Raw genomic sequence first — 13,492 nt, forward strand, 5'->3', positions numbered from 1 at the left:
CCTATTCCGCGTAACAGGCGAATGGTCGCTGTGTCGCCCAATATACGTTTATGTACTTTTCCACCCGGTGCAGCCCCGTCGGGGGTCCTTCATGACGCAGAGCTCGACCGACTCGGCCTCTGCGCACCCGCTCCCCTCCCCCAAGGAGCGACGCAGACTGCGTGAGGCGAAGTCACTGAGTGAAGAGCAGGTCGCGGCGGCGATGGGCGTCACGCGCGCCACGGTCCGGTCCTGGGAGACCGGTCGCACCACGCCCCGCGGGCGGAAACGCGAGGCATACGCCAGGCTGATCAGCGGTGGCCGGCCCAGCCCGCAGGCCACTCCACCGAGCGCCCGGACCAAACCGGGCGCCCCGAACACCCGGCCGAAGGCCGCCGTCAAACGTGCGGCCCGACCGGCGGCACCGAAGACGGTCGCGAGGCTCTCCAAGCCGGTGACGTCCACGAGGCCGCCGTCGCGTCCGCCGACCCCCGTCGAAGCCACCGGGAGCACCGCCATGGCCCCGACCGAGCCCGGCACCACCCCCGATCTGCCCCGTACTTCCGCGATGCCCGAACCGTTCGTCGCACCCCCCGCAGCCGAAACCTCGGCCGAACCCGCTGGAATCACCGAACCCGCCGGAATCACCGCAACGGCCGGAATCACTGGAACAGCCGGAATCACTGGAACCGCCCCCGGCGGGCTCTCCCCCGACGCGGCATTCGATGCCCTGTACAAACACTCCGCCGCCGCCCTGTTCCGCCAGACGTTCCTGCTGACCGGGCGCCGGAGCCTCTCCCGGGAGTCCGTCGCACGGGCCTTCGCGCTGGCCTGGGAGCGCTGGCCCGAGGTGGCGGTCGACCGGGACCCGGTGGGCTGGGTGCGGGCCGCCGCGTACGAGTACGCCATGTCGCCGTGGCACCGGCTGCGCCGCACCCACCGTCGGCTCGACCCTCCACCGGCCGATCCAGGTCCGCGGGCGCTGCTCGACGCGCTGCTGGAGCTGCCGCCCTCGTACCGCCGCACCCTGCTGCTCCACGACGGCGTCGGCCTGGCCCTGCCGGAGACCGCGGCGGAGACGGAGGCGAGCACCCCGGCGGCGGCGGGCAGGCTGATGAACGCCCGTGCCGCGGTCGCCGAGCGGCTGCCCGAACTGACGAGGGGCTCGTCGCCCACCGAACAGTCGGCGCTGCTGCACGAGCGGATCGGGGCCCTGGCCCTGGCCCAGCCCTCCGACTCGCTGCCCCCGCCCGACATGATCCGCACGGACAGCGAGCGCAAGGCCCAGCTGTGGACCCGGGCGGCCGTCTCGTTCACGGTGCTGATCATCGGGCTGACGCTGTTCACGCTGGGCACCGCCCCGACGCGGTACGAGACCCCGGAGTCACCCGCCCAGCAGGTCGACGGGGTGCCGCCGCGGGGCGGTCCGCAGAAGATGACGCCGCAGGACCTCAAGCTGCAGAAGCGGCTCGACGACGAGCTCGTACAGGGGCCGGCGCGGCTGGTCCCCGAGACCGGCTGAGCCGCTGCGGCAACACTGCGGAGAATCCGAAACGGCGCGGGTCCGTACCCCTTGATCGGGTACGGACCCGCGCCGTCTGTGCGGTGACGCGATACTGCGTGCGGCGGTACTGCGCCGACGCGGTGGAGCGATCAGGCGCCGAGGATCCCGCGGGCCAGCTTGGCGGTCTCGGTCGGCGTCTTGCCGACCTTGACGCCGGCGGCCTCAAGGGCCTCCTTCTTCGCCTGGGCGGTGCCGGAGGAGCCGGAGACGATGGCGCCGGCGTGGCCCATGGTCTTGCCCTCGGGGGCGGTGAAGCCCGCGACGTAGCCGACGACCGGCTTGGTGACGTTGGCCTTGATGAAGTCGGCCGCACGCTCCTCGGCGTCGCCGCCGATCTCGCCGATCATCACGATCAGGTCGGTCTCGGGGTCGGCCTCGAACGCCGCGAGGGCGTCGATGTGCGTCGTACCGATGACCGGGTCGCCACCGATGCCGACGGCGGACGAGAAGCCGATGTCACGGAGCTCGTACATCATCTGGTAGGTCAGCGTGCCGGACTTGGACACGAGACCGATGCGGCCGGGCTTGGTGATGTCGCCCGGGATGATGCCGGCGTTGGACTGGCCGGGGGTGATCAGGCCGGGGCAGTTCGGGCCGATGATCCGGGTCTTGTTGCCCTTCGAGCCGACGTACGCCCAGAAGGCGGCCGAGTCGTGGACGGCGATGCCCTCGGTGATGACGACCGCGAGGGGGATCTCGGCGTCGATCGCCTCGACGACGGCGGCCTTCGCGAAGGCCGGCGGCACGAAGAGGACGGACACGTTCGCGCCGGTCTTCTCCATCGCCTCGGCGACGGAGCCGAAGACCGGTACCTCGGTGCCGTCGAAGTCGACGGAGGTGCCGGCCTTGCGCGGGTTCACGCCGCCGACGATGTTGGTGCCGTCGGCGAGCATGAGCTTGGTGTGCTTCATGCCGGTGGCACCGGTCATCCCCTGGACGATGACCTTGCTGTCCTTGGTGAGGAAGATAGCCATGCTGTTGGAGTCCCTCGTCCCTTACTTCGCAGCCGCGGCGAGCTCGGCAGCCTTGTCGGCCGCGCCGTCCATGGTGTCCACGCGCTGAACCAGCGGGTGGTTGGCGTCGGAAAGGATCTTGCGACCCAGCTCCGCGTTGTTGCCGTCGAGGCGCACGACCAGCGGCTTGGTGACTTCCTCGCCCTTGGACTTGAGCAGCGCGAGCGCCTGGACGATGCCGTTGGCGACCTCGTCGCACGCGGTGATGCCACCGAAGACATTGACGAAGACGGACTTGACGTCCGGGTCGCCGAGGATGATCTCCAGGCCGTTCGCCATGACCTCGGCGGAGGCGCCGCCACCGATGTCGAGGAAGTTGGCGGGCTTCACGTTGCCGTGGTTCTCACCGGCGTACGCGACGACGTCCAGCGTCGACATGACCAGACCGGCACCATTTCCGATGATGCCGACCTCGCCGTCGAGCTTGACGTAGTTGAGGTTCTTGGCCTTGGCGGCAGCCTCCAGCGGGTTGGCTGCGGCCTTGTCCTCAAGGGCCTCGTGCTCGGGCTGACGGAAGTCGGCGTTCTCGTCGAGAGACACCTTTCCGTCCAGGGCCAGGATGCGGCCGTCCTTGGTCTTCACCAGCGGGTTGACCTCGACGAGGAGGGCGTCCTCGGCGACGAAGGTGTCCCACAGGGTCACCAGGGCCTCGGCGACACCCTCGGCCACGTCGGCCGGGAACTTCGCCTGCGCCACGATCTCGCGGGCCTTGACGATGTCGACCCCGTCGACAGCGTTGACCGGGACCTTCGCGAGGGCCTCGGGGGTCTTCTCCGCGACCTCCTCGATGTCCATGCCGCCCTGCACCGAGGCCATGGCCAGGAAGGTGCGGTTGGTGCGGTCGAGGAGGTACGAGACGTAGTACTCCGCCTCGATCTCCGGCGACAGCTCGGCGATCATCACGTTGTGGACCGTGTGGCCCTTGATGTCCATGCCGAGAATGTCGGTCGCCCGGGCGACCGCCTCGTCGGGGGTTGCGGCCAGCTTCACGCCGCCGGCCTTGCCACGGCCGCCGACCTTCACCTGCGCCTTGACGACAGACTTGCCGCCCAGCCGCTCGGTCGCCTCGCGGGCTGCCTCAGGCGTGTCGATGACTTCACCGGCCAGCACCGGTACACCGTGCTTGGCGAAGAGGTCCCTCGCCTGGTACTCGAACAGGTCCACGCGCGTCCGTCCCTTAATCAATGGTCTCGCGGTTCGTTTTCTGCGTGGGCGTGCCGCGAGGGGCAACGTGACTGCTCTGTCACTAGGAAGGCGCACACGGTGACCCGGGGTACGCGGCATGTCCATCTCGCAGGTTATCCCCGAGCTCCGCAGGACCCTAAATCAGGGATCACACCTGAGCGGTGATTACGGTCACAGATCACGCCGGTGGCGGGTCGTGACGACCCGAACGGGGGTGCGCGGTGCTGTGGCAGCAGGGCGGCGCGCCCACCGCGCACCCTCCGGTTCACCGATGGGTGCGCGTGTCCGGTACGGGAACCGCACCCTCCGGTTCACCGATGGGCGTCCGTGTCCGGTACGGGAATCGGCCGCTTCTCGATGGCCGCCGCCATCACCTCCGGAAAGAGGTCCGGGGTGCACGCGAAGGCCGGTGCGCCCAGGGCCCCGAGCGCCGCCGCGTGGTCGCGGTCGTAGGCGGGCGCTCCCTCGTCGGACAGCGCGAGCAGCGTCACGAACTGCACGCCGGAGGCCTTCATCGCGGCGACCCGCTTCAGCATCTCGTTGCGTATGCCGCCCTCGTAGAGGTCGCTGATGAGCACGACCACGGTGTCGGCGGGGCGGGTGATCCTCGACTGGCAGTAGGAGAGCGCGCGGTTGATGTCGGTGCCGCCGCCGAGCTGGGTGCCGAAGAGCACGTCCACGGGGTCGTCGAGCTGGTCGGTGAGGTCGACCACCGCCGTGTCGAAGACGACGAGCCTCGTCCGCAGGGTGCGCATGGACGCGAGCACCGCGCCGAAGACGGAGGCGTAGACGACGGAGGCGGCCATCGACCCCGACTGGTCGATGCAGAGGATGACGTCCTTCTTCACGGACCGGGCGGCCCGTCCGTAGCCGATGAGCCGCTCGGGGACGACGGTGCCGTACTCGGGGAGGTAGTTCTTGAGGTTGGCCCGGATGGTGCGGTCCCAGTCGATGTCGTGGTGACGGGGCCGGTCGATCTTCGCCGAGCGGTCCAGCGCGCCGGTGAGCGTGGCCCGGGTGCGGGCGGCGAGCCGCTTCTCCAGGTCCTCGACGACCTTGCGCACGACCGCTCTCGCGGTCTCCTTCGTCGTCTCGGGCATGGCCTTGTTGAGCGAGAGGAGCGTGCCCACGAGATGGACGTCGGCCTCGACGGCCTCCAGCATCTCCGGTTCGAGGAGGAGCGCGGCGAGCCCGAGCCGGTCGATCGCGTCGCGCTGCATGACCTGGACGACGGAGCTGGGGAAGTACGTGCGGATGTCGCCGAGCCAGCGCGCCACGGAGGGGGCGGAGGCCCCGAGCCCGGCCGCTCGGCTGTTCCTGCCCCGGCCGCCCTGCTTGCCTCCGTCGCCGTACAGCGCGGTCAGCGCGCCGTCCATCGCGGCGTCCCGGCCGGTGAGGGTGCAGCCGGTGCTCTCGGCGCTGTCCCCGCCCAGCACCAGCCGCCACCGCCGCAGCCGCTCGCCGCTCGCCGGACCGGACGGAGGGGTGCGCGTCGGGGCCGGTGTGTTCGCCGTGCGCGTCGGGGGCGGTGTGTTCGCCGCGTGTGGTTCGTTCGGCGTGTGGGCGGAGTGTGGTGTGTGGGCGGGGTGCGGTGTGGTGCCGGTCGTGTTCGTGGTCATCCCGTTGCCCCCAGCGGTTCCTCGACGTTCGCGGCTCTTCCGGCCTGCCCGGACCGGGCATCGCCGTCCGGACCCGGATCGTTGTTCAATCCGAGCAGCAGGCGCAGCACCGGCTCGACCGCGTCGGCCCGGTCCTCGTCCAGCCCTGGGCCGAATCCGGGGGCCGGTGCCCCTGCCCCCGCGCCCGTGGCGGTGGCTGCCGGTCCTCCGGCGGACGGGCCTCGCCGCACCAGCTCGCCCAGGGTGCGCCGTACGCCCGCCTCGTACGCGGAGAACGTGCGCCGCAGCAGTGGCAGCACACCGGCGAACTGGTCGGCGGGCACTCCGGTGAGCCAGTCGTCGACCAGGCCGAGGAGCCGCTCGTCGTGGACCAGCAGCATGCCGCCGCCTGCGGCTCCGCCGACGAATCCCTCGATCCACTCCGCGGCGTCGGCCGGGGGTGTGCCGGGCGAGAGGGCCAGGCCCATCAGCCGTACCGCGTCGTCCTCGGCGAGCCGTCCTTCGTCGAGCAGCAGGCGGGTCGCGCGTCCCCGGATGACTCCGGCGACCGTGTCCCGGGCGGCGAGCTTGTGCAGTACGGCCGTCCAGCGCCCGCGCAGCCCGTCCGTGTCCGTGCCGGTGTTCGTTCGGGTGTCCGTGCGCGCGTCCATGCCGGTACCCGTGCGCGCGTCTGAGCCGCTGCCCGCCTCCGCGCCCGTGCCCGTGTTCGTGTCCGTGCCCGCGCCGACGTGCGTCGGTGCGGCACCGGTGAGCAGTCCGATCGCGGTGTGGACCCCGTCCACCCGGCCGCGCAGTTCGGCGGCGCCGTCGGCGTCGAGCCCGGTGCAGGCGGGCGGCAGCCCGACGCAGATCCGCTCGGCGAGCCCGGCCGCGACCCCGGCGAGCGCCCCGGTGTCCGTGGACCGCACGTCGCCGTAGCGCAGGGTGCGGGCCAGCGCGGGCAGCGCGTCGGCGAGATGGCCGACGTCGGAGTCGAGCGCGGCACGGTCGGCGAGGGCCCGCATCACCACGGGGAGCGCGTCGGGCAGTTCGGCCAGGAGGCACTGCTCGGCGAGGGCCGTGACCTCGGCGAGCGCGGTCGCCGCAGCCGCCTGCGACCCGGCCTTGGCGGTCGCCGCGGCGAGCACGGTGGTGCCCCAGGTCCCGGCCTCCGCGACCTGTACGTACAGCTCGGGTTCCCAGCGCAGCCGCCAGCTCTCCCGGAAAGTGCCGGTGCTCGCCCGGCCCGCGGCGGGCTCGCCCCAGCCGACGGCGAGGACACGCAGCCGGTGCAGCAGCCGGCTGCGGGCCGCGTCGTTGTCCTTGCGCAGGTCGAGCTCCAACTCCCGCTCCTGCGACTCCGGTTTGAGCCGGAGCGTGCGCTGCTGACGGGTGAGATCGCGTTGCAGGGGTACGGCGGGGGCGGTGTCCGGGACTTCGCCGAGGGCCTCGCCGACGATCAGCCGGTCCTGGACGAGCGCGAGCGGCACGTCGGAGCCTTCGCACATCACGGCACGGATCGCGTCCGTCGTCTCGCCCAGCCCGGCGAGCGGGCGGCCACGCATGGCGGCCAGGGTCTCGGCGAGCCGGACGGCCTCGATGACATGGGCGGACGACACGAACCGGTCCTCGTCGCGCATGAGTCCGGCGACCTTGGTCATCCACCGTTCGATCGGACGGTCCGGGGCGTCGAAGAGGTGTCCGTACCAGCCGGGCGAGTCGATGCCCGCGCCGTAACCGCTGTGCCGGGCGAGCCGCCGGTGCGACCAGGGCACCCAGGTCAGCTCGGCCTTGACCTTGGGCAGTCCCTTGAGCAGAGCGCGGTCGGCGGTGAGCGTGGTCCTCGTCCCGAGCGCGGGCACGTGCCAGGCACCGCAGACGACCGCGATGTCGTCGCCGAACTCCTTGCCGGCCTTGCGCAGTTGAATGCGCATGTGCGCCTCGCGGACGGCGTCACGGGGATGGCCGCCGTCCCCGTACACCTCGCGCAGAGCGGTCATCGCCTCGGCGAGCGCTGTGAACGGTGCCCGCGGGTCGACGGCCTCGCCGTCCCGGGTGCGGTGCTCGACGACGTCCTCCCACCAGCGCTCCGGGTCGTCGTAGCCCGCCGTCCGGGCGAGCACACCGATGGGGTCGACCGGGGCCCGCGCGACCGAGCCCTCCGCCCCCTCCGCTCCGTCCGCTCCCCCGGCTCCCCCCTCCCCGTCGTCTTCACCGTTCCCGTTCCCATTCCCTTGTGTCATGGCCAGCGAGTTGGCTGCGGGCAGGTCGATGAACCGGACCGGGACACCGTGTTCAAGGGCCCAGCGGATCGCGATCCACTCGGGCGAGAACGCGGCCAGCGGCCAGAACGCCGCCTGTCCCGGGTCGTCGACGGCATGGGCGAGCAGCGCGACCGGTGGCCGCATCCGCTCGTCGGCCGCCAGCGGCAGCAGTGTGTCGGCCTCCGGCGGCCCTTCCACGAGCACGGCCCGCGGGCGGGCGGCGTCCAGCGCGGCGCGGACGGCGCGGGCCGAGCCCGGCCCGTGGTGCCGCACCCCCAGCAGCAGCGGTCCCGCAGGACATTCGGCCCGGGTCATGCGGATACCTCGCGGCAGGCGCGGTAGAAGTCCTTCCACCCGTCCCGCTCCCGGACCACCGTCTCCAGATACTCCTGCCAGACCACGCGGTCGGCGGCGGGATCACGGACGACCGCGCCGAGGATGCCCGCCGCCACGTCGCCGGGGCGCAGCACCCCGTCGCCGAAGTGGGCGGCCAGGGCCAGGCCGTTGGTGACGACGGAGATCGCCTCGGCCGTCGACAGCGTCCCCGAGGGGGACTTGAGCTTGGTGCGGCCGTCGGTGGTGACTCCGTCGCGCAGTTCGCGGAAGACCGTGACGACGCGCCGGATCTCGGTCATGCCGTCCGGTGCGGCCGGGAGATCGAGCGAGCGCCCGATCTGGTCGACGCGCCGGGACACGATGTCGACCTCGGCGTCGGGTGTGGCCGGCAGCGGGAGCACTACGGTGTTGAACCGGCGGCGCAGGGCGCTGGACAGCTCGTTGACCCCGCGGTCGCGGTCGTTGGCGGTGGCGATGACGTTGAATCCGCGGACCGCCTGGACCTCCTGTCCCAGCTCGGGAATGGGGAGCGTCTTCTCCGACAGGATCGTGATGAGCGAGTCCTGCACATCGGCGGGGATGCGCGTGAGCTCCTCGATCCGCGCCGTCATGCCGTCGGACATGGCGCGCATGAGCGGGCTGGGCACCAGGGCGTCGCGGCTGGGCCCGTGCGCGAGCAGCTGCGCGTAGTTCCAGCCGTAGCGGACCGCCTCTTCCGGGGTGCCCGCCGTGCCCTGGACGAGCAGTGTCGAGTCGCCGCTGACGGCGGCCGCGAGGTGCTCCGACACCCAGGTCTTGGCGGTCCCCGGAACGCCGAGGAGCAGCAGGGCCCGGTCGGTGGCGAGGGTGGTCACGGCGACCTCGACGAGTCGGCGCGGGCCCACGTACTTCGGTGTGATCACGGTGCCGTCCGGCAGGGCGCCACCGAGCAGGTAGGTGGCGACGGCCCACGGCGAGAGCTTCCAACGGGCGGGGCGCGGGCGGTCGTCGGCCGCGGCGAGGGCCTTCAGCTCATGGGCGAAGGCGTCCTCGGCATGCGGTCGCAGAGCCTGTACGTCGACGGCGGCAGTGGTTTCGGACACGGTCATGGATCCCCCTCCGGATCGGTCGACCCGATGTGGTTCCCACCGTGCACCATGCCACTGACAATCGGCCGCGAGCCCCGGGGAGCGGGCCGGGCCGAGGCGTGCGCGTGACGATGAATCAGCAGGTCGGAGCGATTGTCAGTGGGGCGCTCTACCGTCGTTCCCATGCTGCTATCTCACGGGGGAGAACCCTTGCGCACCGCCGCTCCGGTGGCGCGCTGGACGGTGGAGCAGGTGCTGGCCCTCGCTCCCGATGACGCGTCACGCAAGGCGGGGAGCAAGCTCGGTTCGGCCGGTCCGTGGTCGGGCGGCGGGAGCGACGGTTCGGGTGCGGTGTGGGGACAGTGCAAGGGGAGCGGGAGCAAGCCGTACCTGACGGTGATCGACATCACCGGTCCCGCGTACAAGTGCAGTTGCCCGAGCCGGAAGTTCCCGTGCAAGCACGCGCTGGGGCTGCTGCTGGTCTGGGCGTCGGGCGAATCGGCCCTGCCCGCGGGCGAGGTGCCCGACTGGGCCGGTGACTGGCTGGCGGGCCGCCGCAAGCGGGCGGTGGAGCAGGCAGAGAAGCGTGCGGGGGCGGACGGCGCCCCGTCCGCGGGTCCGGCCGACCCGGAGGCCGCCCGGCGGCGGGCCGAGCGCCGCGCCGAGCGGATCACCGGCGGCGCGCAGGAGTTGGAGGAGCGGCTGGCCGATCTGCTGCGCGGGGGACTGGCGGCGGCCGATCAGCCGGGGTACGGGCTCTGGGAGGAGACGGCAGCCCGCATGGTCGACGCCCAGGCGCCCGGACTGGCGGCCCGGGTGCGGGAGTTGGGCTCCATACCGGCGTCCGGGCCGGGCTGGCCGGCCCGGCTGCTGGAGGAGTGCGCGCTGCTGCATCTGCTGGACAGCGCATGGCTGGGTGTCGACCGGCTGCCGGAGCCGCTGGCGACCACGGTCCGTACCCGGGTGGGGCTGACCATCCCCGCCGAGGGCCCGCCGGTCCGTGACCGCTGGCTGGTCCTCGCCCAGTACGACACCCCGGACGGCAAGATCGTCGCGCGCCGCATCTGGCTGCACGGGAGGGAGACGGGCCGCACGGCCCTGCTGCTCTCCTTCGGAGCGGCCGGGCGCTCCCCCGGTCTGGCGCTGCCGGTCGGCGTCACGATCGACGCCGAGATCACGACCCATCCGGGCTCCGGCCGACTGCGGGCGGAGCTGGGCCGGCAGTTCGGTGTGCCGTCGCCGACCGGTACGCCGCCACCGGGCGACACGACAGCGGCCGCGATCGGCGGTTACGGGGATGCCCTGCGGGAGGACCCGTGGCTGGATGCCTGGCCGGTGACCCTGCGCGACGTCATACCCGTGCCGTCCGGGGACGGCTGGCAGCTGGTGGACGCCGCGGGCGATGCGGCGCTGCCCGTCGCCCCGGCGGCTCTCTCCCGGCCCGGGCTGTGGAAGCTCGTCGCGCTCTCCGGCGGCTCTCCGGTCACGGTCTTCGGCGAATGCGGCCACCGGGGCTTCGACCCGTTCGCGGCCTGGTCCACCGGGTCCGACGACGGCTCCGGAACCGGGGTCGGGGTCGGCACTGAGTTCGGGGGCGGGGCTGAGGGCGGAGGCGGGACCGTCGCCACAGCTGGAACTGGGCCCGTCACCGGAACCGAGGCCACGGCCGAGACAGGAACCGTCACTGGGACCGGAACCGGGGCTGGGGCCGGGGCCGGGGCCGAGACCGGAACCGAGACCGCATCCGCATCCGGGACCGCAGCCGGTACCAGGGGCGTCGCCGCAAGCGCAGCCGCAGCCGCGGCCCGGAGCGACGCCGGCTCCGGGCGGGTCGGGGCGGGGTCCGGGATCGTGCCGCTCATCTGATGTTGGGCCCGAAGCTCGAAGGGGGAAACATGCAAGGGGGACCGATGCCTCGCACCATCACACCCGCGCCGTGGAAGGAGCTCGTCACCACGGCGCTGCTCGGCACCGACCGCCGCCCGACGGCGGGAGACGGCGGTGCTGCCGGGCTGCTGGACGCGGCGGCGCTCCACACCGTACGGCGCAGGGCCGGGCTCCGGCCCGCCGCACCCGCCGCCCGGCCCGAACCGGCGCCCGTCGACCAACGGCCGCCGCTGCCCCCGGCCGCGCGGCGCAGGCTCGCCCAGCTGCTGGCGGACCGGTCGGCAGCGGCCGGGTCGGGCGGCCGTCGAGGTACGGCGCCCGATCTCACGGAGCTGATCCCACAGTGGCTGGCCACCGCCAACCAGCAGGGCTTCCGGGCCCCGGCCGCGCTGCTCCCGGCCCTGCTCGACGCGGCCAGGGCCCGTACGGATCTGCGGCCGCAGGCCCTCACCTTCGCCGGGCCGCGCGGACTGTGGCTGGCGGAGCTGAACCCCGAGTGGAAGTTCGCGCTGCGCGGTTCGTCCGGCGGCTCGTCGCTGCCCGACCCGACAGAGCCGGAAGCGGTCACCCTGCTGTGGGAGGAGGGGCTGTTCGCCGAGCGGGTCGCCCTGCTCGGGGCGGTTCGGGCCCACAATCCCGTCGCGGCGCTCGCGCTGCTCGCGACCACGTGGACCACCGAGCGGGCCGAGGACCGGCTGATGTTCCTCGACTCGCTGCGCACCGGGCTGTCCGCGGTGGACGAGCCCTTCCTGGAACAGGCGCTCTCCGACCGCAGCCGCAACGTCCGCTCGACCGCCGCCGAACTGCTCTCCGCGCTGCCGGAGTCGGCGCTCGCCGGCCGGATGGCGTCCCGCGCGCTGTCCTGCGTGAGCCCGGACCTCACCGGCGACGAAGCCTCGGTCGCCGTGGAGGCACCGCACGAATGCGACGCCGCGATGGAGCGGGACGGTGTGGTGGCGGTGCCGCCGTCCGGTCGGGGGGAACGGTCCTGGTGGCTCGGCCAGTTGGTGGAGGCGGCACCGCTCGCCACCTGGCCGGCCCGGTTCGGTGGCCGCTCCGCGCAGGAGATCGTCGGCCTTCCGGTCGCGGACGGCTGGGCCGAGGAGCTGCACGCGGCATGGTGCCGGGCGACGGTGCGGCAGCGGGACCCCGAGTGGGCCCGCGCGCTGCTCGGCACCCCCTCCCTGCCTCCGTCGAACGGCCCGGGTACGGCATCGCTCGCCGAACGGTCGAAGCTCCTCGGCATACTCCCGTCGGCCGAACGGGCCGGCTGGGTGGCCGACTTCATAGCCGCGCACGGGCTGTCGGAGGCCTTCCAGCTCCTGGGCGTCTGCCCGACCCCCTGGGCCGGGCCGCTGGGCCGCGCGGTCGTCGACGCCCTGGACATCGCCCGGGACGCGGGCAGCTACCCGTGGAGCTTCAGCGGCGTGATGGGCCTCGCCGAACGCTGTCTGAACCCGGCCGAGGCGGACCGCCTGGAGGTCCTCACCACCACCCCGGACGAACCGGAGGACGCCTCACCGGGCGCGAACGGCTACTGGTCGGAGGCCTTCCAGCGGCTGGTCTCCACGTTGCGGCTGCGCGCGGCGCTGGACTCGGAGCTGACCCCGGCAGTCTGACGAAACCGACGGCGGACGCGAAGCCGACGGCAGACAAGCCGAAACGGAGCGGGACGGGGCATCACCGAGCGGGGCGGCGCAGAACCGAGCGGAGCAGAACGGAACCGAGCGGAGCGGGAGGGAACAGAACGGGGCGGGACGTAACGAGACAGAGCATGGCGCGGCAGGACAGCGCCCCGCCCCTCCCGGCGACGCGGCGCGGGTGGGACGGGGCAGGGCCCGGCGGGCGAGGGTCAGGCCTCCGCGGGGTGGCGCACGTTCGCGTTGACCCAGTCGACGATCGATGTCGTCGTGGCGCCCGGGGTGAAGATCTCCGCGACGCCCTGGTCCTTCAGCGGCGCGATGTCCGCCTCCGGGATGATGCCGCCGCCGAAGACCTTGATGTCCTCCGCCTCGCGCTCCTTCAACAGCTCGATCACCTTGGCGAAGAGCGTGTTGTGCGCACCGGAGAGGATCGAGAGGCCGATCGCGTCGGCATCCTCCTGGATCGCGGTGTCCACGATCTGCTCGGGCGTCTGGTGGAGCCCGGTGTAGATGACCTCCATGCCCGCGTCACGCAGCGCCCTGGCGATCACCTTGGCCCCGCGATCATGGCCGTCCAGGCCCGGCTTCGCCACCACCACACGGATCGGACCGGTCACACCCATCACTGCCTCCACATGCCTCTCCCGTGCCTGAAGGGCCGGGGATGTGAACGAACGTTATCTACAGCATCCCGCAAGCCGTCGTTTCGCGGTGGACGGGGAGGGGGAAATCACACGTGGGACATGTTCACCGGGCGCCGTTCCTGTAATCACGCGGCACACCTGCCGTGCGGGACCGGCCGCCAGGGGAGCCGCTGCGAGGTCGCCGTACCACCGCGCCGTCAGCCGCGCGGCACGGTGGTACGGGCCACCCGGCCGGGCATGACGTCCGACCGAGCGGTCGGCCGCGCCGCCGTGACGGCATCCCATGAGAGGGCATCCGGGGCCGGAGCCGCC

The 13,492-nt window shown here is 72.7% G+C and carries 8 protein-coding genes and 1 pseudogene; 3 read left to right on the forward strand and 6 right to left on the reverse strand.

Features of this window, described 5'->3' with window-relative positions; translation table 11 throughout:
• The first annotated feature begins 91 nt into the window (after positions 1 to 91).
• Positions 92 to 1,501, forward strand: coding sequence for a helix-turn-helix domain-containing protein (locus ABZ622_RS01180; protein WP_360539170.1), 1,410 nt, complete (start codon positions 92 to 94; stop codon positions 1,499 to 1,501).
• A 131-nt stretch (positions 1,502 to 1,632) separates the two neighbouring features.
• Here ABZ622_RS01180 and sucD read toward each other — a convergent pair whose 3' ends face one another.
• The 5 genes from sucD to ABZ622_RS01205 form a co-directional block, all read right to left on the reverse strand.
• Positions 1,633 to 2,517: a succinate--CoA ligase subunit alpha gene (gene sucD, locus ABZ622_RS01185; protein ID WP_360539172.1), complete on the reverse strand. Its 885-nt coding sequence runs from the start codon at positions 2,515 to 2,517 to the stop codon at positions 1,633 to 1,635.
• A 21-nt stretch (positions 2,518 to 2,538) separates the two neighbouring features.
• Positions 2,539 to 3,720 carry an ADP-forming succinate--CoA ligase subunit beta gene (gene sucC / locus ABZ622_RS01190; protein WP_266913197.1) on the reverse strand — a complete coding sequence of 394 codons (1,182 nt, stop codon included), beginning with the start codon at positions 3,718 to 3,720 and terminating at the stop codon, positions 2,539 to 2,541.
• 332 nt (positions 3,721 to 4,052) lie between these two features.
• The gene (locus ABZ622_RS01195; RefSeq protein ID WP_360539174.1) at positions 4,053 to 5,360 is read right to left on the reverse strand and encodes a VWA domain-containing protein; all 1,308 of its coding nucleotides are present in this window, start codon (positions 5,358 to 5,360) and stop codon (positions 4,053 to 4,055) included.
• On the reverse strand, positions 5,357 to 7,918 hold the full coding sequence (locus tag ABZ622_RS01200) for a DUF5682 family protein (protein WP_360539176.1): 2,562 nt from the start codon (positions 7,916 to 7,918) through the stop codon (positions 5,357 to 5,359). The genes ABZ622_RS01195 and ABZ622_RS01200 overlap by 4 nt, the downstream gene beginning before the upstream one ends.
• Positions 7,915 to 9,027 carry an AAA family ATPase gene (locus tag ABZ622_RS01205; RefSeq protein WP_266913201.1) on the reverse strand — a complete coding sequence of 371 codons (1,113 nt, stop codon included), beginning with the start codon at positions 9,025 to 9,027 and terminating at the stop codon, positions 7,915 to 7,917. The genes ABZ622_RS01200 and ABZ622_RS01205 overlap by 4 nt, the downstream gene beginning before the upstream one ends.
• Positions 9,028 to 9,189: 162 nt before the next feature.
• Between ABZ622_RS01205 and ABZ622_RS01210 the strand changes: the two are divergent.
• Positions 9,190 to 10,545 (forward strand): annotated as a pseudogene (locus tag ABZ622_RS01210) (SWIM zinc finger family protein); the annotation flags it as partial.
• 371 nt (positions 10,546 to 10,916) lie between these two features.
• On the forward strand, positions 10,917 to 12,512 hold the full coding sequence (locus ABZ622_RS01215) for a DUF5691 domain-containing protein (RefSeq protein ID WP_360539178.1): 1,596 nt from the start codon (positions 10,917 to 10,919) through the stop codon (positions 12,510 to 12,512).
• 233 nt (positions 12,513 to 12,745) lie between these two features.
• Here the strand turns inward: ABZ622_RS01215 and ABZ622_RS01220 are convergent, their stop codons facing one another.
• Positions 12,746 to 13,159, reverse strand: a complete 414-nt coding sequence (locus ABZ622_RS01220) for a cobalamin B12-binding domain-containing protein (RefSeq protein ID WP_124716864.1) — start codon at positions 13,157 to 13,159, stop codon at positions 12,746 to 12,748.
• Positions 13,160 to 13,492: the final 333 nt, after the last annotated feature.

Origin of the sequence: Streptomyces sp. NPDC007164 (assembly GCF_040634135.1) — a bacterium.
GTDB classification, from domain to species: Bacteria; Actinomycetota; Actinomycetes; order Streptomycetales; family Streptomycetaceae; genus Streptomyces; species Streptomyces sanglieri.

What these genes read in the sequence shown, in the direction of transcription:
- ABZ622_RS01215 (WP_360539178.1), top strand. Translation starts at nt 10,917, where the DNA reads ATGCCTCGCACCATCACACCCGCGCCGTGGAAGGAGCTCGTCACCACG.
- ABZ622_RS01180 (WP_360539170.1), top strand. Translation starts at nt 92, where the DNA reads ATGACGCAGAGCTCGACCGACTCGGCCTCTGCGCACCCGCTCCCCTCC.
- sucD (WP_360539172.1), bottom strand. Translation starts at nt 2,517, where the DNA reads ATGGCTATCTTCCTCACCAAGGACAGCAAGGTCATCGTCCAGGGGATG.
- ABZ622_RS01205 (WP_266913201.1), bottom strand. Translation starts at nt 9,027, where the DNA reads ATGACCGTGTCCGAAACCACTGCCGCCGTCGACGTACAGGCTCTGCGA.
- ABZ622_RS01220 (WP_124716864.1), bottom strand. Translation starts at nt 13,159, where the DNA reads ATGGGTGTGACCGGTCCGATCCGTGTGGTGGTGGCGAAGCCGGGCCTG.
- ABZ622_RS01195 (WP_360539174.1), bottom strand. Translation starts at nt 5,360, where the DNA reads ATGACCACGAACACGACCGGCACCACACCGCACCCCGCCCACACACCA.
- ABZ622_RS01200 (WP_360539176.1), bottom strand. Translation starts at nt 7,918, where the DNA reads ATGACCCGGGCCGAATGTCCTGCGGGACCGCTGCTGCTGGGGGTGCGG.